The organism is Croceitalea dokdonensis DOKDO 023, from assembly GCF_001306415.1.
GTDB classification, from domain to species: domain Bacteria; phylum Bacteroidota; class Bacteroidia; order Flavobacteriales; family Flavobacteriaceae; genus Croceitalea; species Croceitalea dokdonensis.
Window position 1 is genome coordinate 123698 of sequence record NZ_LDJX01000006.1, and the last position, 23695, is coordinate 147392.

A 23695-nucleotide genomic window follows, 5' to 3' on the forward strand; every position below is an offset into this window, starting at 1 on the left:
TTTATTATCTGTATAGGGTAAAATGGCCAACAAATTCACGGTCGTCTGTTTCACCCTCGAGTTTGATTACGTACCAATAGTCTCCTGTTGGCAGCGGATTGTTTTGATACATTCCGTTCCAACCTATATGGTCATAACCCATTTCACCAAGGTTTCTACCATAACGATCGTAGACGTAGATTAGTATTTCTGGAAAGCCTTCCGTGTTCCTTGGCATCCAGGTATCATTGATACCGTCACCATCTGGGGTAAAGAATTCTGGAATTTCAATGTCTATGAACTCCATGGCTATTTGGGCAACGGCGCTACATCCATTGGCATCGGTAACCATAACCTCATAGGTGTCCGTTCTATTGATGAACAGGGTATTGTCATTTCCGTTGTCAACACCATCAAAGGTATAGGTGTATTCTTCTAGTCCACCAGAAGCAATGGCCGTAATTTCATTAATGGTATTTTGTTGCAAAACAAGGCTCAAAGGCTCAAAATCTTCAATTTCAAATGCAACCCGTTGCACACAACCGTTGCTGTGTGATATTGCCAAGAAATGTGTCCCCGGGGAAAGGTTGCTGAAATCGTTGTTCAATCTCATGGCAGAGGCATCTTCCGTATCTACGGCAAACATGACATTATTGATAACGGACTCATCCTCAAAATCAATTAACAAACGATTATCCGGAACAAGGCCATCACAACTGTACTCTGGTGTTACGGTTGCATTTAGGTTAACCCCTTGGGCGATTTCCACAATAATATTTTCATCACAACCTTGTGCATCACGGACAAATATGACGTGTGTTCCTGCCGGAAGCGCGTCAAACAACGTGTCACTGGACACAAAATCTGCATCTTGGTTTGCATTCAAGCTGGTTAAATAAGGTGCGGTACCTCCACTGATGGAAATTTCAATGGAACCGTCACTACTGTTTACACAAGTTTCTGGCAGCACGGCTGTCGTTTCTATACTGAGTGCAGACGGCTCTGTAATGGTGTATTCAAGTAATTCAAAACACCCATTTTGATCTTGGGCGATAACGGTGTAGTCACCTGCCGCTAGGTCAGTAAAGGTGTTTACCACATCAAACTGGTCAAGGTTGGGAGAAATGGAATATAGATAGCCCCCAGCGCCACCGGACAGGGTAACGGAAATACTCCCATCCTCTTCACCGGCACAGCTTATGTTGCTCACGTTGTCTATGTATGCTAAAGGTAATGGTTCATTGATGACCACTTCTTGAACGGGTGCGGTACAATCTTCACTAGTTACTTGAACATAATACGTACCAGCCGTTAGATTACGGAATTCACCAGAGCTGTTTGGGCCGGAAATTCTTGAGGATAAGGCTAGTCCCGGGTCTGTAAACAGTGCATATTGGTAATTACCCAATCCTCCGTCTGCACTCGCAAAGATTGCTGCCGTTCCGTCACCGGTGCAATTAATGAACGCTGCGGATTGGTCAACCTCAAGTGTCAACGGCGCTATTGGGTCCTCAGTAATGGTATTAGACACTGTGGAGAAACAGTTAAATGCATCCCTCACAAAATACTGATAGCTTCCGGCCCCAACATTATTTATGATATGGGTACCAGAACCATTGGCTTGGTTCATAGGAGCATAGGTAACACCATCCTCACTAAAACTATAGGGCGCTGTCCCTCCATTGGCAGAAAGTTCTAAAGAAGCACCCATGGTGCAACTTAACGGGGAAAGTCTGATTAATAAGGAGCCCACCTCGGAAGGATTTAGAATTTCTATAATGGGTGTTTCCGTGGAACATCCAAAATTGTCTGTTACGGTAACACTGTAAAATCCTGCAGCGAGATTGCTGAAGCTCCCTGTAGGCTGTGGCGCAGACGTTTGCTCCGCCCCTACAGAACCTAAACTGGTATATGTGTTGAGTTGATACGTATAATTGGCCATAACATTTCTTGCGCCTACCGATGTGTTTATGGAAGCATCAGCATCCCCAAAACACACCAACGCACTAGCCGTTAGAGCGGCCACAATGGCATCAGGCCTTATTAAACTGATGGCATTGGTCATATCACAACCATAGGTGTCTGTTACTGTAATGGTAAAATCACCTGCGGACAATCCTGTGAAAAGGTGTGCAAAAATATTGTTTTGGGTATATGTTTGCCCAGTAGTGGTGTTGTTCAAAACTATGGTATAGGGGCCTTCACCACCAGAAGCACTTACCAGGAGACTTCCTTGGTCATTAGTACATCCAACGCTAGTTTCTTCACTTACCGCTACCGAAATTGGCGCATCTGGTACGTTTATGGTCACTACATTGGAATTTTCAACGCAGAATGGCGCTTGTGTTTGGGTGACCCTTACATAATATGACCCACCGGGTAGATTGGCAAAAATAGGGCTTGCCAGTCCCGTGTTGCTAGAGCCGGTATACCCAGGTATTGGGGTGTTGGACACATCAAAGAGGGCATAATCAAAGTTGCCCAGGTAATTGGCTACAGAAATTTCAAAACTACCGTCATCTATCCCATTGTTAAGACATTCCTCATCCGTGAGTTTGGTCGCAAGAACGTCCATGGGTTCTGGTGGTTCAATGGAATGTACGGTATTCAGTACACATCCCGTGTCCAAGTTTGTAATTTCAACACTATAGTTGCCGGCCTCCAAGCCAGTAAATAGCCCCGTATTATTGGTGTCTGTATACGTAACATTTATTCCTGTGACGGTATAGCTGGCGTTTATTGTTGCAGTAGCGGGTGTTGTTGAGAACAGCACCTGAATTTGAGCATCTGCCCCAGGATTACAGGTAACGGCTGCCGTAGTGTTTACCGTAGGGTCGCTTATCGCTATAAAGGGGTTGATATCTACGTTGGTGGCAACCGGGTTTCTACAACCGTTGTCGTCATACACAAAGACATCAAAATTTCCTCCAGTAGCCACCGTGGTCACAAACACAGGGTTATTACCATCTTGCACTGCGGTTCCAGAAGCGGTATCAACAAACTGAAACCGAACAAAATTTCCTGACCCCCCGGTTAATAGGGAGGTATCAACGGATATGCTAGCGGCACTTAGATTATTGCCAACAGAACAAGCAAACTCAACAACATTGGCAACAACGTTGCCTATCGGTTCTGGTTGTACCAATTGTTGCACAACTTCGGCGGCGCAGCTATTTCCAGCGGTAACCCGGACGGTGTAATCTGTTCCTGTAGTTGCTGCTGCCAACACGGTAAAAGTTGCGGTAGTTGCCGTGGCCGTAGTTGGGCTAATGGCAGCGGTAACACCGTTTATGGCAACAATTTCAAAGGTATATGGCCCTATGCCCAAATCTGGGTTTGCGTTTACGCTTATGGTGCCATCGGACGCATTATGGCAACTTACGTCTGTAAAGGCGTCTACCGCAATTGTGGGCAATTGTAAGGGAGGCACTTCCAAGCTGTTGGTCACCAAACAGTTAGGCGCGTTAGTGCCCATGTCATAAACGGTCACCACATACGTGCCGGCAGTAGCGGCACCGTTCCAAGTGACAGAACTACCTAGTAAAGGGGTCCGCGCAAGGTCTGCCGTTCCAGGACCATCTATCTCATATTCATACGGTCCGGAACCGTTGACAATGTCCAATGTTATTTCTGCATTACCGGCCGATGAAGTTTCACAGTCCAACAAGGTGGTTAGCGAAGCGTTCACCACCAATGGAGCGCCAATATCAATAGTCTGTGTTGTGTCGCAACCATTAACATCCCTTAGGGTAACAGTTTGTCCCAGTCCTGAAAAAAGTGATGAAATAATATATTGATTGCTGGCATTAAATGCGATGTTTTGAAATGCGCTGCCATTTACACTAAGTTGAAATGGCGGCAACGCCGTAACCGGGTTATTCAAGGCAACCAGAATGTCAAAATCACCTTCTGTGGCACATTCATCTACTATGGAAACACTAATATCAGGATTGGCATCCAAAAGCACCGTTACCGGGTCTGATTGTATACAACCAAACGCATCTATTACATAGACTACGTAGTTGCCAGATTCCACGTTTGCCGTATTGTTGCTAGACCAGCCGGCCGTAACGGCGGTAGGGGCAGGAGCAGTATCGGGCAGAAAAAGGTATTCATACGGAGCCGCTCCAGATTGGGCCACTGCGGTGATTACACCAGCGTTCACATTACAATTATCGTTTGTTGGACTGTTGGCCATAACGGTTAAGAATTCTGAGGCCTCATCAATCGTAAAGTCTATGGAACTTACGGAACAACCTGCGTTTACCCCGTCCACCTCGGTAAACTGAATGAAATAGATTCCGGGGCCCAAAGGACCTAAATTTGGCACCGTGATAGGTCCCGCTGGTGGATTAACGCTTAAAGTTCCATTAATAGGGGTTGGCGTAATGCTTGTGTTGGATTGCGCTAAAAAGACCTCATAGGACACTTGGGTGGCAGATGCGTCAAATCCGTCTAAGGTAAACGTAACATTTCCGTCAGCAGCACCAGTACAGGTCACATTGTTCACTACGTCCAGCGTAGAGGTCATCAAAGAAGGCGTGTTGATGGGTGCGGCCGCCTCTTCAAAATAGTAACAATTGGTGATGTTGTCTCGCACCACAAAAGTATAGGTAAGTCCTGGGGTAAGCCCCGTAAAAGTTCTTGTGGCTCCCCCGGGGGTGTTTGGAGGCAAAAAGCTAGTTGCATATGGCACCGTAAACTGGTCAAGGATGCCAAATTCGTAATCGTTGCCCAAAATTGCTGTGGTGACCGTAACATCTGCGGTACCGCCGCTCAAACAGTCTACGGTAGTAGCGGAGATATCGATATTTAGGTCATCTGGCGGAGATGCAATAATGTTGGTGGTTACCCTGGAACACCCGTTGGCGTCTACGACATCCACTTCATAAATACCAAACTCAAGAATAGCAAAAGTGTGGTCCTCACCTCCTGCTGTAGTAACATACGTTGCGGAATACCCATTGTTGCCTGTAAGGTAATAGGTGTATTCTGCCGTTCCCCCAGTTAGGTTTTCCACCGAAATGGAACCCGGGTTGGTACCAGTAGATGTGTCACAGGTAATAGGTTGTAAATCAATAGTATAATTAATTTGGTTGGGCTGCGTAATGTTAACAGGGAATGGGGCGGAAACACACCCTTTAGCGTCTGTAATGGTTACTTCATAATTACCGGCCGGCAATCCGGTGGTCTGCGCTCCATAATTGGTAGTCGTTAGAGTTTCAACAATGGTGGTCACGTAAGGAGGCAAGCCAACAGAGGTATCAATGGATACGTTTAAAGTTCCTGTGGTATCTCCAAAACAAAGTACATTGGTAGCCAAGACGTTGGAAATAATCGGGGTTTCGGCAGGGCTTACCGTTATGGGGTTCGTAATTACCGAGCACGGGATAGGGCTAGAGGTGTCCGTTACCCTAAATTGATAGGTGCCTGCAGTATTGGTGGTAAACGTATTTAAGGTAAAGCCTGTGCTGTTGTATATGGCTCCTCCATCATTGGACCATTCATAGCTATAATTCCCATCCCCTCCATTGGCATTAATGTCTATGGAAGCGTCAGCCAAGCAGGTCAGGTCTGTAGTCAATATGGCATTGGCAGTAAGCTGTGGGTCTATGACAATGGTTTCCGTTAATGGGGTAACTGGGCAACCGGAACCATCCCTTACATCAATATCATAAGTGCCGTTTGTTAATCCGCTAAAGGTGTACGATGTTGCCGATGAAGGTGTTGGGGTAAGCCAAGGCCCAGAATTTATCCTAAATTGATAGTTGCCGTTTCCGTCGGTAACATTGACAATAATACTACCGCTGTTACCACCGGCGTAGCAGCCCGAAGCGGATACATCAAAAACCAAAGGGTTAACAGGGTCAACCACAAGGGGGGTTGTCATTAGGGTTTCACACCCATTTGCATCCCTAACCCGAACAAGATAGCTTCCTGCCGGAATTCCATTGAACACGCTGTTGGTGCCGTTTGATGCAAAATCATAAGCACCTATGACCACCCCAAGATCATCTTCCAATTGGTAGCTGTATGTCGCAGTTCCTCCAGTTGCATTTGCGGTTATGGTAGCGTCATTGGTACAGCTTAGAGCTGTAGTTACGGCTGCGGTAACATTCAAAATACTAGGTTCTGATATTATTTGTGTAAGTGTTGTAGCACAGGAGGTGTCATCAGTTTTTCGGAGAAGGATGGTTTGGTTTCCTGCGGGCAGCACATTTCCGGTGGTTACTGGAGAAGTGTTTGCGTTCAACCAGGTAGTACCTCCATCCGTGGAGAAATCAAAACCAGCGGCCGTGTTGAAATTTTGGACCTCAAACGTTATGGATCCATCACTAAAACCATTACAGCTCACATTGGTAAAACTTTGAATGGCCGCATTAAACTCAAGACCGGCCAAAACAGTCACGGGGGTTTCAACAAATAGCTCACACACCTCTGGAGTTTGAAACACGGTAATATCATCTATGGCCACATCGTTTCCATTGATTTCACTTTCGTTGGTCACAATGGTCAAGTCTAAACTGGTAAAAGCTCCAGGATTTAAGGAAAGCAGGTATTCTGTCCAATTGTTATTTTCTGGCATTGGCCCCGTTGTGGCAGAAGTGATTATGGTTCCCGTAGCGGGGTCCCTTAGCTCAATGGTAAGATCCGGCTCAACCCCATTTCTGCCGCTTCTGAGTAGATTGATGCCAAACAAGGAAACCGTTAATGCTTGGTTGGGTATAATATCATTTATTCTTTGTTGGTAGATGATTTGGCCTGGAGTTGGCGCCCCGATGTTGATAACCAAATACCTTCCGTCCGTTGCCCTTGTTCCTGTGGTGTGGTCCACCGGGTTTAACCAAGCCCCAAATGGTCTTGCAATGGAATCGGTAACCGCATATTCATAATCGTTGATAAACCTACCATTATCTATAGGCGCACCACTTGGCGAGGTGTCGTCCAATTGGTTTTCATAAAAATAGCCTTGGGTGTTGGGGTTGGGTATGGTGGCGCCAAAGCCAAAATCTTCTGAGAGTAGCAGGCTTGGGGATGGCGGTGTGGAAGATGCGTAAAAAGTGGTTACCGTATAGGTTCCCGGGGCTACGTTGGTGAATACGTTGTTGTCTTCAGGGGTATTGAGCACACCATCCAAAGCATAGCGATAGTCATAACCAGCAATACTTGGTGATGCGGTTATGGTTCCAGTGCCATCACAGTTATAATTTACTTCTGGGGTAAGGGCCACGTCTGGCGGCATGGGTAATCCCGCTACGGTCACGTTCATGGAAAAGGAACAAGACCCGTCCCTGACCAATACGGTATAATTGCCTGGAGGCAGCAGTCTTGTTGAGCTTGCCCCCCAGCTTGCCCCTCCATCAAAACTATATTCATATGGGGCCGTTCCCCCAACAACATTGGTGATCCTTACCTCCGCTCCAGCCGGGTCGCAGGTGGCATCACGGGAAACCCCAGCAGAGGCCGATAGTGGAAATGGTTGGTTTAGGGTGTAGGGCAGGGTGACATCGCAATTGGAAGAATCTATGACCCTTATGGCATAAGGCATGGCCGTTAAACCTGCAAATGTAGGTGAGCTTTGGTAATTAACGCCATTGTCTATACTATACTGAAATGGACCTACCCCTCCTGTAATATTTATGGTTAGTTCGCCGTTGGCCTCTCCACTACAAGATGGCTCTGTGGCACTGATGGAATCTATGGTCATTACCCCATTGTTCACTATGCTAACCTCGTTGGAAAACCCAATACAGTTATTGGCATCAACCACGATAAATTGATAATCACCTTCCTCCCCTGCAGAAAAAGTAAAGGTAGTTCCTGTTTGATAGTCCGTTCCCGGAATCATGGAGGCGTCTGCATACTGATCTACCCCATTAACGGACCAAATAGCGAATGAATAGGAGGCTGGGTTTCCGTTGGCTGCCGTCAGCTCAATTTCCCCGTCTTCGCAACCTATATTTGCCGTAGTTATGGCCGTAACGGTAGGGTCTGGAATCCTATCCACAGTTACTGGAACAACATCGATACAACCGTCATCCGTTCTGGCAATCACAAAATAGCTGCCCTCATTTGCGCTGAAAGTATAGGAATTAGAAGGATTGGCTGTTTCATCATCCACCAGGGTTCCGCCGGGATGGAGCGGATAATAACCGCTGCTACCAATGGGTGGTGGTGGTGTGCCGTCATCTAAACGCAGTTCATAAGAATAGTTTGGGAATACGTTGAGCGCATCTACTTGTATGGTTCCTTGGCTGTTGCAAAAAGCGGCTGTTGTGGTAATATCAACCGTGATGTCCCTGTCTAGGATTCCAATATCATCAGTGCTAAAAACACAGGCTCCGTTAATAGGGATGCCAGAGGCATCCAACTGTGTTACGTTAACGCGGTAGGCACCATTGGTAGTGATGTCAAAGCTTGGCCCATTATTGGCACTATAGGGAACCAGAACGGCGTTATTGGCTACATCATAAAGTTCATATCCGTATTGATTTCCCAAGTTGGTAATGGTAATGTTCCCAGGGGTTTCACAAACAATGTCCCGTGAGGTGTACTGCAGGTCCAAGGTGTTCTGGAAAACGTTAAAATAAAATCTTGAAAAACAACCGTTTTGATAGTTGATGATTAACCGGTACTGGCCAGGGGCATCTGCCAAAAAGGAGTTCCCCGTTGCTACCGTATTCCAAATACAGGTGTTGTTTTTATTGGCGCAATCATCAGCGGAGGCCGTGCAGGAACTTTCATCCAATAGCTCCCATTCAATACTGTCCGCATCTGGAATGTTGATTTGTATCAGCTCCGTATCGTTAAGGCCGCAAAGAAAAATTTGGGGCAGCTCATCTCCGTCATTTGGGCAGACAACAATTTCACCGTCTACGGTATTGGAGGGGTCATTGATCAAGGTAGTTATGGGGTTGGTCTGGGTTTCGCCAAAAAGCTCCACTGTGATAATTTCCTCAAAACCTTTACAGGGATCGGCAACAAGTTTGTCTACAATATATACCCCTGTTTCATTGACTAGAATTGTGCTCGGGTCGTTATCGGGGTTGCCGTCAATATCGGTAATGACCGTATCCCCCGCATCAATGAGGCCATCTTGGTTTTCATCGATATACCAGATATACTCATCAAAATTATCTCCTGCATCAAGAAGAACGTTATCGCCACATAATTGTACCGTGCGGCTAAAATCACAATTTTCAAGGTCATCCAACAAAAAGTTGGTGGCACCTGGGGTAACGAAACCACATATATCAAAGTCAGAAACACTGGGGTCATCAGTAATTTGTGCCGTGTTTTCCCTTCCAAAATAGGTAGAAAAAGCGATGTTTTCTATTTGGTCCGTGCAGGCATCTATAAAGTCAAAGCAGTTTTCTGCCACTTGGACGCGCATCCTTAGTTCTGTAATTGGGGCGTTTTCCAGCACATAGCTGTCAGGAATGCTAAACACCACTGTTCTTGTGGCGGAATCGTAGGTATAGGTAACCCCCAACGGCAGTACCATATTGCTTTCATCCAAGGTAACGTTGATAGGCAGCACATCCCTAATAGTATAGTTGACGGCGTCATCATTACCAATATTTTCAAAACTTAATACATAGTCCAAAAGCTGCCCAAGGTTTACACCTGCTCCCGTAATATCGTTTCCTGCAATATCTTCCACTCTCTTCTCCAGGATAATGTTGGGCTCAATGATTTCTACATTAAAGGAATTAAAGAATGGATAGAATTGATCCCCGTCCGTTGAAAAACGGAACGTGGCCGCGGTTTCATTGTTGGGAATAATAGAGTTTCCTCCGTTTGGCATAAAAAACACATCGGTATCAAAACCAAGGGTATTGGCACTGGCTGGGGTCCTATTAGTGGTTATGGCACCATCTAGACTAATGTTGCTATTAAAGAAGTTATCTACGGGGTTGGCAGCATCACCAACAGGTACAAAGGTAGTGTTGCTTGCAGCGCGGATACTCAAACCGTCGCCAACAATCCTAAAATCCCCTTCCAAGGTTGCAGCGCCTAAGTCTACGGAAACAGGTCCTGCAGGGATGGTTGTAAACCCGGTGTAATCAATATCTACACTATTGGTTCCATTAACACGGGCAAAGCCATCAAAAGTGGTGATATACCTACCGGCAAGGTTTGGGTTTTCATAAACTATGATTAAGGTCCAGCCGCCTGCGCTACCGCCGCCAGGAGTTAGTCCCCCTGTTGTGGCCCTAATATTGGCTACCGTGTACTCGCCCTGTGGGTTTGTCAAGGCGGTTACCAATGATGTTACGTCCGCATAACAAGCATACGGGCTATTTAACTGCATATCAGGGTCCGTGCTGGTAAAGCCGTCGTAAAGGACTTCATCTGCCGTTATATCCACATAGGAACCTCCGGGCACTCTAAACCTAACTTGGTCAAAGTCATTTTGCCTGTTGGTTCCAACGGGAACGTTGCTGGGAACGTAGGTAAACCCATCAAAAGACCCGTTGGCGGTATCACTTGGATAGGTAGCGGTCCAATATAATCCTGCGTACCTTATAAGGCTGCAATCTGGATTGTCAAAAACAAAGGTGGAGCTGCTGGAATTAAAAGTAGAAGGGTCATTGTCAACATCAATGAACTGCATGTTTTTGTAGTCATTGTAATTGGTAAAACCGCTAAGGTCATTATTGGCGCCAGACCACGTATTGGTGTTTTGGAGATTGTTGTAGGCATCGTTGGGGCCTTCACCTGGGGTGCCGCTATCACGGTTTAAGATGTTGTTTCCAATAAAAGTTAAATCACCCCTAAGGTTGTTTTCATAACGGACCTCAAAGGTGTTGTATTCCTGTGCATTGACTAAAAACGCACCGAAAACAATCCAAGCAATAGTTATTGGCTTTAGGAGTAGTTTTACCATCTAAGCAGTTTGGTTTGGTGTAACGCGCATAATCCACATTTTATCGGTGTAGGCGTCATTAAGTTTAGTATAGTAGGACATTAATGCGTTGGTCCAATCTTGGTGTTTCTTTAGGTATACGTAGCGATAATTGTTTTCCGGATTGATAAAATAGCTGGCGTTGAGGCCTTGCTCATTAAGCCTTCTTACAAACCTATTGGCATTCTCTGGCTTGGCAAATACGTTGGCAATAATGAAATATCCAGTGCCCATTCCATCAACGGAAAGGCTTTGGTAGGTAAGGGCAGCGGTATCTTCCCCGGATGGGGCAACGTTCTTTTGCAGCACATCATCATCATAGTTGGTATTATCAAAGGTGTTGGATGCCAAGCGGGTGTCATCGTAAGAAGTGCCGGCAACTTTCATCACCCAGGTGTCACCACTGTAGGCACCGTTTAAGCCTGTTCTGTATGCGGCAATGGCGTCTTGTTTGTTGTCATAATCTTCTAAGTACACGTAGTTGAGACCATTTTTTGGATTGGTAAAGTAGTTGGCTTGGATACCTTGTTCTGCCAACTGGTCAAGGAATTTCTGCATGTATTTTTTGCCTTTATAAACATTGGCAATCAAATAATGCCCAGAAGGGACAGATGGAATCTTAAAGGATTTTATACCGGTGGTTCTTTTCTTTGTAGGCGCTATTTTATCTTGGACACTTGCCACAGGGTAGCTTCTTGTTTTTGGTGCCTCAGGAACTGGGGTGTTTACGTCTCTTATTGCGCTTATTTTTTGCGCCTCCCTTGGGGTGGACAAGGTTTGTGCAAGGTTGTCTGCATAAGGAGATTCCTGAGAATTGTTTATGTCCACACTGTTTTCTGTTGATGCAATACCATTGGTTTTGGTGATTTGGGAAACTAATCCAGATTTCTCGGTACTCTGTTTGTTTTTGGGTAAGGTTTCATAGGTACTGTTGTTGTTTGCTAAGCTTAATCTAGATGTTTTTGTCGGCGGGTTGCTGGCTGCCACTTGCTCTCCCGTTTCCAGTGCGTTGAAATAAATTGCCTTGGCACGCTCTTCCAATTCGGGGTTTTGACCGTTGGTTTCCCGGCGCACCATCCGCATCACTGTGGCAAAACGCTTCTCTAAATCCCCTTGCCTAGCGTTTTCAATGGAGTCCTGCCTAAAAAGAAGCTCGTCCAGAATGCTATTGTTTTCATTAAGCTTGCGTTCCAATTCCGCAATCTTAAGGTCCTTGTCCGTTAAGGAAAGTTCTTCTAAAGGAACATCTTCTGCGTTGTTGATGGCAAAATTTTCATTCTCCTTTTCTAACATCACACGGTCTTCCGTCAAGTTTGGTGTAAAGGAATAGGCTAGATTAATCTCGTGGGTAACCCCGAAATTTTCAAGGGCGTCAGACAGGCCTTTCTCTACCGTATACCCTAGGGAAATCCGTTTGTTGAGATTAAAGCCCACCCCGGCCGCAGCGCCGTAAAAATCATCATACCCAGCCTGTAGCCAGCCCAGCTTGGGAACATCAAGTATCAAACTACCGCCTAGCGTAATGTCGTTAATGGGGTCAGTACGCACACGGGCCAAAGGCATTAGACGGGCATTTTCCAAAAGCCCCCCAGAGTTTTTAAACTGATGGGTATATTGCAAATGTCCCGTAAAGGTTTTTTCATCAAAGTCCGTAAGCGCTTCGCTGGTCTTAAGGTTATAGTCAAACAGGTTATCGGCCAAAACACCAAAATCAAAGGCTCCATAAGAAAGGTTAAACCCAGGTTGAAAGGTGATGAGGGAACTGTTGTCCAAACTATTTAACAAAGGGTCGTCATCAATAGGGTTTGCCCTATTGGGATTAAAACCGCTATTGTAATAAGAGAAGTTTCCGCCAAAGGTAAAGTTACTTTTATCGCTTAGTTTGATACCATACGCATAGTTGGCCAATAGTCCAAAGTTGTCTATAAGACCTTCCCGTTGGGTATACAAACTTAGGCCTACACCGCTGCGGTCGCCAACCCTACCGCTATAACTTAGAAAGTACGTTTGGTTGTTGTCATTAAAAGAAACCGACTGGTTTCTATGAAACAGGTTCACATAGGATTTGTCTTCCCTAACAGTGGAAAAGGTAGGGTTCAATAAAAACCTATTGAACTTCACAAGGTTTTGTGTGGGAACATCATAAGCTACAAAAGGCGTCTCTTCTTGAGCCTTGATAAAAGGCCCTAGGCAGAGAACAAGAAGCAGTATGGCGTGTTTGGTATACTTTTCCATGGTAATTTATCGAATCACGGTTATGGTGCCCTGACGCAGGGTCTCTTGGGCGTTTCGTATTTTGTAATAGAAAATTTGATTGCGTTTGGTAAATGCCGTAGAAGAGGCCGGCCAATTATTTTGATAACCTACTTCATTTAGCACCTCCTCCCCTTGTTCATTGTATATGATAACGGTAATATCATTGTTTCTGGAGAAGGTATTTGGGATTATCCAAAGGTCATTGATACCGTCACCATTGGCGGTGATGACATTGGGCACTTCAAAACTGTCCCTAAAGGAGACTGAAAAAGGCAAAGTAAAGGAGCAACTGCCAACGGCAGCGACAAGGGTATAATTCCCTTCTTCAGATAGTGTTACACTTTCTGTGTTTGATAGTAAGGTATTAGCGGCATCGTACCACTCATAGGAATTGGCACCCGTGGCCGTTGCAATTTCCGAAGATCCGCTAGGGATAACGATGCTGTCCCCTAAATCTATGGCAATACCCGAAGCATCAAAATTGGAGATGACAACCTCATTGGATAAAATAGGGCATCCGTCTGCACTTATGGCAAGTTGGTAGGTTCCTATTTCATCTGTAGTTAAGGTGCTCTCGGCGCTGGATAGTTCTACCCCATCCTTTCTCCAGGCAAAGTCCATGCCCGTTAAATCCGTACTGGTGGACAAGCTTACCGATACCCCTTCACAAACCTGCAGCCCCGTGGCTTCGATAGTAAGGTTGGACTCGGGGGCCAAACGAACACTTAAGGGGTTGGAAGTTGCCGTAAAACTTTCCAAAACACCTTCTAGTGTGTAGAAGCCGTTGTCGTCCACACTGTTTAATACCAATTGGTCTGAAGTTAGCCCGGGAATGGCAATCCCATCTTTAGCCCATTGGTAGGTAAAGTCGTTGCGTAATGTTGCGGTTACATCTATTCTATTGTTGTTGGGATCAACAGCGTTGATCTGCAGCACGGTCAATGTAGTTTCACTGGCAGCGCAGTCGCTATAGGTTCCCACATAGTCAATACTCAATTCTAGGTCGGTTGGCAGGACCACCAAAGTCTCCTCGGTACTTTTGGCAGGCAATGTACAAGGCCCACCTGTTTCCGTAATCTCGGCGTAGTACGTACCGGGCGTATCAACGGTTAAGCTTGCCGCAGTTTCCCCACTGATGGCAGTGCCGTCCCTGAACCATTGAAATGTTGGGCTAGCTGCGGTTGTGCTTGCGGTCAAGGTTTCGTTTCTGCCGGGCAGCAACACTAGGTTGGGCTCGTTGACCCGGGTTACCGTGTAGTCACCGGCAGCACCAATGCTTACGGAATCGGACTGTTCCGCACAAATCCCTGGACCTTCGATACGCACGCTGTATTCCCCTTCAAAGCCGGAAACAGAACCGTCAACGGTATACGTGCTTGCGTCCGCGGTGGGCCCAGATACAATTGTGCCTCCGTTAAACCAAGTGTATAAGTAGCCCATACCGCTAATATTGGCTTCTAAGGTTACCATTTCTGTGGCACATAAGGTGTTGGTGGTTGGCGGGTTAATGCTTATTCCCTGTGAGGATCCAAAGGAAACTTCTATGGTGTTGGACAAGGTGTTCGCAGAACCGGAACAGTTAACACCATAATCTATTTCAACAAAGTACATTCCAGATTGTGTAACATTCAATGCATTAGAGGTTTCTGCCAGTAGCGTTCCGCTGCGGTACCAACTATAGCTGTAAGTGTCAGCATTGGGTACGTTATGGGTCTCCAAGGTGATACCGCTACCGTCGCACACCTCTAGCACACCGCCGGGCGGTATGACACCGCTGGCATCCTGGCTGATTAAAATAGGGTCGTTATACCCTATAAAATACATAGAGTAAGCGGCGGAAGGATCACTGGTAAGCTCGGGGCTTGTGCTCCGTACCCTAAAGCGATACCCATCTCCTTGAATGTCCGTGGCTAAAGTGAAACGAAACTCAAAATCAAATTCCGTGTTTTTATCCGCAGCGCGGGCGAGCTCACGGGGAGAACCAAAGTCTCCGTTGGCATCAGAAAGTTCCAAAATAAATTCGTTGTTGGCCTGCACCAGTGGTGGGCTCCAAGTAAAGTTCACAAAGTATTCATTAAAATCTGCTGAAGCACAGGCGGCCGTCCAAGCAGAGTTACCCGGCAAGTTGGGGTTGTCTGCGGGTGTGGGGGGGTTTAACACTTGACTGCGGACAAAAGTGCCGGTAAGGCAAAGCAGCAGTGTTAAGATGGCGATGAAATTTGGTGTGGATTTCATAGGTTATGGTAGCTTTGGGAACAAGCAACAAAGGGGTGTTGTTGTAGGTCTTTCATGCTTGTAGTTATTTGAGTTTGCCACCTTCCAATATGCACCGGAAGGTATTCTATGAACAAATATTGCTATTCTGGCAAGGGCTAGAAACTTATTGTTGTAGAGCAGGGTAAAACTGTTGTGAAACAAGTTTTTTTGTATGGAGTGTGGATAAGAAACTGTGCAGAACAACCCATTTTTGCTACTTTTGCCCGATATACAAAACCTATGGAGGAGAGTAAAAAAGCATTGAATTTTATTGAGCATATCATCGAAGAGGATTTAGCTGACGGATATGCCAAAAGCCAGTTGCGTTTTAGGTTTCCCCCGGAGCCAAACGGGTATTTGCATTTAGGGCATGCGAGTTCCATTTGTTTAAATTTTGGCTTGGGCGAAAAGTACGGTGCGCCGGTGAACTTGAGGTTTGACGATACCAACCCGGCCAAAGAGGAAAAAGCATATGTGGACGCCATTAAGCGGGATGTGGAATGGATGGGTTTCCATTGGGACAAAGAGTGCTACGCCTCTGATTATTTCCAAGAATTGTACGATTGGGCCGTGATGCTGATAAAGCAAGGCAAGGCCTATGTTGATAGCCAGTCTTCTGAGGACATGGCCAAACAAAAGGGAACGCCAACGGAACCAGGCGTTCCAGGACCTTATCGTGATCGTTCCGTTGAAGAGAACCTAGACCTTTTTTTACGCATGAAAAATGGTGAGTTTGAAGAAGGAAAACACGTATTGAGAGCGAAAATTGATTTGGCTTCGCCCAATATGCTGATGCGTGATCCAATTTTATATCGGGTGTTGCACAAAGCGCACCACAGAACAAATACCGATTGGTGTATTTACCCAATGTACGATTGGACACACGGACAAAGCGATTATTTGGAGCAAGTTTCCCACTCCTTGTGTACGTTAGAGTTCTTACCTCACAGGGAATTGTACGATTGGTGTTTGGACCAATTGGTATCAAAAGATAGGTTGCGACCAAAACAACGGGAATTTGCCCGCAGAAACTTGAGCCACACGGTCGTGAGTAAACGAAAATTGCTGCAGTTGGTAGAGGGAGGCCATGTTACAGGTTGGGACGATCCACGTATGCCAACCATCTCAGGATTGCGAAGAAGGGGGTACACGCCGGAGTCTATACGAAACTTTGCCGATACCGTGGGCATAGCCAAACGGGAGAATTTGGTAGATGTGTCCTTGCTAGAGTTTCATGTTAGGGAACACCTCAACAAAATAACCCCAAGGGTAATGGCGGTTCTAAACCCTTTAAAGGTGGTCATTACCAATTATCCTGAGGGGCAAGTAGAATGGTTGGATGCTGAAAACAGTCCGGAAGATGAGAGCATGGGCACCAGAAAAGTACCTTTTTCAAGAGAACTTTATATAGAGAAGGAAGATTTTAGGGAAGAGGCAAACCGGAAGTTCTTTAGATTGAAATTAGGGGGTGAGGTGCGCTTAAAAAATGGATATATCATCAAGGCTGAATCTTGTACAAAAGATACCGATGGGTCCATTATTGAGGTTCGGTGCACGTATGATCCTAAAAGTAGGAGTGGAAGCGGCACGGAAGAAAGCTTGCGAAAAGTTAAGGGTACCTTGCACTGGGTATCTGTAGCACAGGCCGTAGAGGCAGAAGTTAGATTGTATGACAGGTTGTTTTCCGATGAAAACCCAGATGGGCATAAAGAGCGGGATTTTATGGAGTTTGTGAATCCCAATTCCTTGTTGGTGATTACCGCTTATTTAGAGCCTAGTTTAAAAGAAGCAAAAGTGGGTGCGCGCTACCAGTTCCAAAGATTGGGTTATTTTAATGTAGACACGGATACAACCGGGGACAATTTGGTATTTAACCGCACCGTCACCCTGCGGGATACCTGGGCAAAAATCCAACAAAAAGGCTAATCTCGGGGTTAAAGGGTCAAGGGTGTCCACAGTTGGTGTTACCCATTTTGTTCCCAATCACCCATACATTAATTAAGGCATCAACATTCATTCGGGTAGACCCTTTATCCCTTCGGAAAGCATATAAAAGACCAGTAACTGTAGGTTTTGCTCTCTTTTTACGTCATACCCTAAAAAGGAGGGCATGAGAAAGGTGTTGACGGTATTGGTATGTTGTGTAGCAGTTTTTGCCGCTGCCCAAGAAAGCGGGGTGGTCTCTCTGGATTTTAAAGGATTAAAGAAAACCAAAGAACCCTTTTTAAGACGTTTGCTCAAAGTAAAACCTGGTCTAGAGTATGACTCGGTGGTGGTTAGAAAGGATATTGAGCGTCTTAATAGGCTGCCCGGTTTTGCCATTGCAAGGGACAGTGTTGTGTTTTCCCCAGTTGGGGTGAAAGTGTATTATATTCTAGAGGAAAATTTTACGATTATTCCCGGGGCAAGAATTGCAACTGCCAATGACGGTAGCTTTGCTTATCGTTTATCAGCATTTGAGTTTAATTTCTTAGGCAACAACCAGCTTTTGGGAGCGTATTATGAACGTAATGTGTTCGATTCGTTTGGGGTGTTTTGGGAGCATCCTTTTTTATTCAGTGACCAACTAGGGGTTGGCTTTAACTATCAGGACATCACCAGACAAGAACCTGTTTTTTTTGAACAAGGCGACAAGGATTACAGGTTCAATTCCAAACAATGGGAGGGAAAACTTATTTTTTCTTTTGATTTTAACAACGAAGCGGAGTTAGGTGCATTGTTTGTTCAAGAACGGTATTCCTTTGATGGACTGGACCCAGTACCCAATACACCTGCGGCCTTGAATGCCGATAAGCTATTTTACAGGGCAGCGTACCGGTTCATAGATCTTGATATTCAATACCAGTATTTTGATGGTTTTCAAAGTTCTTTTGTCGGTCAGTATATCCATTTTTTAAATGGCGATTCACAGGCAGAGGTGTTTTTACAAGATTTTGTGTCATTGAGAAATGATTTTTTATGGTACAAAAGAGTGGGCAAAGGAGGCAATTGGGCAAATAGACTTCGTTTGGCCGCTACCATTGGTAATGAAGAATCGCCCTTTGCGCCCTTTACTTTGGACAACCAACTCAACATACGCGGGGTGGGGAATGTGGTGGACCGTGGAACCGGAGCCGTAGTGCTAAATACGGAATATAGACAGACCTTGTATGAAAAAGGATGGTTTGTTGTGCAGGGCAATGCTTTTTTGGATGCCGGAGCTTGGCGTGACCCTGGCGAACCTATCTCGCAGTTGTTCGATGGAAGCAATACAAGAGTGCATCCCGGTTTGGGTTTTCGGTTGATTCACAAAAGAATTTTCAATGCCGTGTTCCGATTGGACTATGGGTTTGGAATTGGGGCCGGGGCGAGCAATGGAATCGTGTTTGGAATTGGGCAATATTTTTAGTGAATCTGGCGTATAGATAGAATCGATGGTTTAAAATATATCAATCGGTATTAATTATAAAAAACAACTTGTTTTCAAAAGGTCTGCTGGGTTTTTTAAAAGGAGGCTAGGTAATAGTTGTCCAATCCTTAAAAGGTAGTTCTGCGCGCCTTATTTGTTGTTTTTTATCTTTCCGTATCGATTTAGGTAGTATACATTCAAATCACCGGAGTTGGCTTCTAAAATATCCAGATAACCATCTCCATTGATGTCCGTCACGTGGATATCATAGGTGTCCATTTTGGAATCTTTGTTGATGGGTATTTTTTCAAAGGAGTTCTTACCGTAGTTCATATACGCATAGTTCACCTCATCACCATTGGCATTTAAAATATCAAGCAGGCCATCATTGTTCAAATCGGCGATACTTACGCTTGCCGTGGCATAATCCTCTGGTTCGTAAAGGAGGCTCTCCTTATAGTCTGTCCCATTGCCCAAATAAATGTAATTGGCACCAATAAGGTTACCGACCACAATATCAAGATGGCCGTCATTATTAAAATCGCCTACCCCAACAGAGCGGGTCTCATCCTTTCCGGTACCGAACGGAATTTTTTTATCAAACACCAAAGTATCGGTTTGTACGTACACATAGTTCTGTTGTTCATCACGATTGGCAAGCACCAAGTCTGGGAAACCATCAGCATTCATATCTGCAATAGCCATGGCAATGGTGGAATCATCATCATTCCCAAAGGGAACAACTTGGTTAAAATTCCCACTTCCGTCATTGATGGCGATTTCATTGGTACTGCCGCGGTTGGTAAAGAGCACATCCAAATCCCCATCGTTATCTATATCACCAAGCGTAATATTTCTGGTGGGCGTAGCTTCTCCCCCAACGGCTCCTGCCCTTTCAAAAGTTCCTTTCCCATCATTTCTGTACCAAATATTGGGATGCCTGTCATTTCCGGTAATGATGTCCAGATCGCCGTCGCCATCCAGATCGCCCAATTCAGCCGCATAGCAAGAAGACCATTCCTCATCAAGAATTCGTGAGGTACGGAACACCCCATTGCCCACATTATAAAAAATAAAATTAGGGGTGGGCCAATGACGCCCTTCTGCCGTGACCACGTCCATATCCCCATCCCCGTCAATATCGCCCGAGGCGACGGATGCCGTTCTGTATTCCCCGGTGCCGAGGCTCAAAAATTGGCCACCTGGATTAAAGAATGGGTTTTGCTGCGCATAGACCGAAAAACCCATTAGTACATATAGACTGATGATTGCCCTTTTATGCATCACCTTTTTTAGGATTGGATTTTTTCATGGATTCCCCGATCATATTACTTGCCGTAAATGAAGCCACCATGTTATTTAGCATGTCACTTCCTGCTTGCGGTGAGTTGGGCAGCAAGATAAGATTGGTATTGGTTTCCTCGCCAATGGACTGTAGCGTGTCATAATGCTGGGTGACCACGATCAGTGCAGAGGCCTCCTGTGAGTTAATGCCCACCTTGTTCAACACCTCAACAGATTCTTCTAACCCACGAGCAATTTCACGTCTTTGATCGGCAATACCCTGTCCTTGTAAGCGTTTGCTCTCTGCTTCTGCCTTTGCTTTTTCAACGATTAGAATTCTAGCGGCATCCCCTTCAAATTGTGCAGCGATTTTTTCGCGTTCAGAGGCGTTGATGCGGTTCATTGCCTGCTTTACCTGTGCATCTGGATCAATATCGGTGACCAAGGTCTTGATGATATCATACCCATAATCAGACATATATTCTTGAAGCTCGCGTTTTACGGCAATGGCAATGTCATCTTTCTTGACAAAGACATCATCCAATTTCATTTTAGGAACTTCAGCGCGCACCACATCAAAAACAAAAGAGGTAATCTGATCGTGCGGATATTCCAATTTGTAAAAGGCATCATAGACTTTTTCACGAATGACGACAAACTGTACCGAAACCTTTAGTTTCACAAAAACATCATCAAGTGTTTTGGTTTCAATGATGACATCCAGCTGCTGTATTTTAAGAGTCAAACGTCCCGCAATACGGTCTATCAATGGAATTTTAAGATTGAGCCCAGATTGCCTAATGCTGTGAAACCTGCCAAAGCGTTCCACCGCCACCGCAGTTTGTTGCTTTACAATAAAAAAGGAAGCGAAAAGAATGATCGCTCCGACAAAAATTAGCGGAAATAGAAGAAAATTGCCCATAGCTACACTGTTTTTAAGTTTAGTCGTTTAAAATACAAAAGAGTACAAACATTGGTAGCTTTTTAGAAGGAATTGTTACAGGTAACAGGGGACGGGGTGCGTCCAAGCGATTTTTTGCGATTAAAAAGGTCAGGTTTACTTTTTTTTGACCATTGAGACATTGAAAATGAGGGAATTACAAAATTTGGGTATCTTCTTCACCATAAAACACCCATACCAAGCAGTGGAAAATCAGTAGGAGTCTCGCCCATTGGTGTCAGGTTTTTAAGTTAAGCCTTAGGTGTTCCTTCGCCATACCAGGATAACCATATGGTAAACTAGTGTGCCATGTTTCCGTCGCCGTGAGTTTTCGAGAAACTATTGCGCCAATTGCCAATAGCGAATCGTTGAATCATATACTAGAAGTTATCTGGTTTTTATGAACTTGCAACATTGTTGGCCAAAGGAAGGGATTTTTATTCTTCAAGACTTTGGCACAATGATTTAAGGAATCTGCCACGCAACGCTTTGGGCATTGATTCACCTAGTAAATAAACGGATATGATACGTAAGGTAGCCATATGGTGTAATTTTTTACTAACGGTCTTGTTGTACGGTTGTGAAGACTGTAACGATTGTAAAGATCTGCAACAAAAGAGTATTAAAGTTGTTGATGCAAGCGGTACCGATCTATTGTTTGGGACACAGGCTGTTTATGTTGTGGAAGCCTTAACCCTTACTGGCGGAGGAATTTCACAAGCTTTATTTATTAACGAGCAAGAACAGAGCCTACAGTTTTTCTTGGAAGAAGACATCACCGCTTACACGCTACTATTAGATGCCAACACCAAGGAAAACATTACTTTTGAGCTGTCCGAAAGGGATAGCGAACGCTGTTGTGGCACGCAAACCATTTCCATGGCCACCCAGGTTAATGGTGTTGAAACTGCAAATAACGACACCATTATCATTATCAAATAAGCTAAACGCTTCACCAATGCCGCACCTACTGAAATCTAAGAATCTGGAAATTTTAGTGGACTTGCCAAACGAAGGCTATCAAGGCGCCCGGTTTGATTGGTGCGGTAAGATTACCGCCATACGTTATCAGGGATTGGCACTGACCACTTTTGAGAGATTGGACGCTAAGGAACACAGCCATTTTGGGAAGGTCATGTACAATGAATTTGGTATAGATTCACCACTAGGTTTTAAAGAAGCAGCGCTGGGAGATTGGTTTCACAAAATAGGGATTGGACTTTTAAGAAAGGAAAAGGAGTCCTATGGGTTTGCAGACAATTTTGAAATCAAGCCTTGTGAATTTAACACACTAAAAACCCAAACCGCAATAATGGTTAGGTGTTTAGCTCCAAGTTATAACGATTTTGGGTATCTATTGTCCAAAGAAATACGATTGGTGGAGCACGGTTTTGAAATAGCATATCAACTTCAAAATAGTGGGAAAATGCCCATCATCACGGATGAGTATTGCCATAATTTTTTAGCTGTAGACAGCCATCCCTTGGACGAACAGTATTCTCTGGAATTCCCTGTTCCCTTAAATGTTGCTGGGTTTGATGAGGCGGTTAACCCAGGGCAAACGGTTTGGTTTAATGCCAAAACCCTGCGGCTTACATCTAGCCTTAAAAATGAAATATTTTTTAGCAACATTACCCAATCGAAAGAAACACTTGCAGAATGGCAGTTGTATCACAAAAAACACAGAGTTGGGATACAGGAGTTAGGGAGTTTCACCACCAATAAAATAAATATCTGGGGTTGCCCCCATACCATAAGCCCGGAATTGTTTTTTAAGATAGCCTTGGCTCCAGGAGAAACGATAGCATGGAGCAGACGGTACAGCTTTTGGAGAGGATAGGGGCCTAACAAGAAGTTTGGGGAACTAAATTTTCCAAAGGAAAGGGAAAATGGAATCGTAGGATGGTGAGGAACAGATAATGGAATGGAGAAGGTTTTTTCAACCTAAAATTTTAATTCTTGTTTTGCATGAGGTAACCATCAAACGTTTTATAAAAAGCTTTCGGTAGGCTCGCAGAAATAGCAGGGAAAACCTATGTTAAAAATCACAACAGCTTAAAATGTAATGAAGCGTTTAAAAAAGGGTCATGTTGTTGGGAATGAAACGGGCTAACCATATCAGATGTAGTGGTTACTTTGCTGTAAGTAAAGGGAAAGCCAGAGCGCTTGCTTCGCATCAAAATAGGTGCTATTTAAAATTACTTAAGGGGTAGGGTAATCAAAAGCTCACTTGTTGTATATTAAAGAATGATAAAAATGAAAAACGTAATTGTTTTAAGCGCATTGGCAACTAGCTTGTTAAGCTGTGACCCGGTTTCCGATTTGGAAGCCAATATTGAGAATGTAACTGCTCAGCCCATTAGGGTAGAATTTGTGTCGACTGTAGAAGGGGAAAGCAAAACCTTGCAGATTGCGCCTAATGAGATAAAGTTGTTTCAAGAGGGGTTTGATATTGGCAGCACGTATTTGGAGCCCTCGTTGACCCAATATGATTCTGTTGTCGTTAGGAATGAAAACAATCACGTCCTTAAGGTGTATAAGGAAACTACTGCGGGGAAAAACATCTTTACGATACGTGATTGGATATCCAGTGAGCCTTCAAAACGTTTCTTTCTGTACGAATTTGAAATCCAGAATCAGGACATTCAATAGTTTTGTGGATATCGCTCCCCGTTATCGGCGA

At 44.8% G+C, this 23695-nt stretch carries 10 protein-coding genes; 5 read left to right on the forward strand and 5 right to left on the reverse strand.

All coding sequences use genetic code 11. The annotated features are described in order from the left end of the window. Positions 1 to 4 precede the first annotated feature (4 nt). Genes I595_RS13210 through I595_RS13220 form a run of 3 tightly spaced genes read right to left on the reverse strand, consistent with a single transcriptional unit; the run spans position 5 to position 15379 of the window. Positions 5 to 10870, reverse strand: a complete 10866-nt coding sequence (locus tag I595_RS13210; protein WP_054559910.1) for a T9SS type B sorting domain-containing protein — start codon at positions 10868 to 10870, stop codon at positions 5 to 7. After that, complete coding sequence (locus tag I595_RS13215) at positions 10871 to 13123, reverse strand: PorP/SprF family type IX secretion system membrane protein (RefSeq protein ID WP_054559911.1); 2253 nt, start codon at positions 13121 to 13123, stop codon at positions 10871 to 10873. A gap of 6 nt (positions 13124 to 13129) precedes the next feature. Further along, positions 13130 to 15379, reverse strand: a complete 2250-nt coding sequence (locus tag I595_RS13220) for a T9SS type B sorting domain-containing protein (protein ID WP_054559912.1) — start codon at positions 15377 to 15379, stop codon at positions 13130 to 13132. 261 nt (positions 15380 to 15640) lie between these two features. On the opposite strand from I595_RS13220, the gene I595_RS13225 reads away from it, so the two are divergent. Then, complete coding sequence (locus I595_RS13225) at positions 15641 to 17326, forward strand: glutamine--tRNA ligase/YqeY domain fusion protein (protein WP_054559913.1); 1686 nt, start codon at positions 15641 to 15643, stop codon at positions 17324 to 17326. 184 nt (positions 17327 to 17510) lie between these two features. Further along, positions 17511 to 18788, forward strand: a complete 1278-nt coding sequence (locus tag I595_RS13230) for a BamA/TamA family outer membrane protein (RefSeq protein WP_054559914.1) — start codon at positions 17511 to 17513, stop codon at positions 18786 to 18788. Between the two features lie 150 nt (positions 18789 to 18938). On the opposite strand, the gene I595_RS13235 is transcribed toward I595_RS13230, so the two are convergent. Then, on the reverse strand, positions 18939 to 20072 hold the full coding sequence (locus tag I595_RS13235) for an FG-GAP repeat domain-containing protein (protein ID WP_054559915.1): 1134 nt from the start codon (positions 20070 to 20072) through the stop codon (positions 18939 to 18941). Then, the gene (locus I595_RS13240) at positions 20065 to 20994 is read right to left on the reverse strand and encodes an SPFH domain-containing protein (RefSeq protein WP_054559916.1); all 930 of its coding nucleotides are present in this window, start codon (positions 20992 to 20994) and stop codon (positions 20065 to 20067) included. Before I595_RS13240 ends, I595_RS13235 begins: the two co-directional genes overlap by 8 nt. Before the next feature lie 540 nt (positions 20995 to 21534). Here I595_RS13240 and I595_RS13245 point away from each other — a divergent pair. The 3 genes from I595_RS13245 (at position 21535) to I595_RS13255 (ending at position 23664) form a co-directional block, all read left to right on the forward strand. After that, entirely contained in the window at positions 21535 to 21954 is a 420-nt protein-coding gene (locus I595_RS13245; RefSeq protein ID WP_054559917.1) for a hypothetical protein, read from the forward strand. Between the two features lie 16 nt (positions 21955 to 21970). After that, positions 21971 to 22852 (forward strand): hypothetical protein, encoded by an 882-nt coding sequence (locus tag I595_RS13250; RefSeq protein ID WP_054559918.1) that lies wholly within the window; start codon positions 21971 to 21973, stop codon positions 22850 to 22852. A 416-nt stretch (positions 22853 to 23268) separates the two neighbouring features. Further along, positions 23269 to 23664: a hypothetical protein gene (locus tag I595_RS13255; RefSeq protein ID WP_054559919.1), complete on the forward strand. Its 396-nt coding sequence runs from the start codon at positions 23269 to 23271 to the stop codon at positions 23662 to 23664. Positions 23665 to 23695 lie beyond the last annotated feature (31 nt).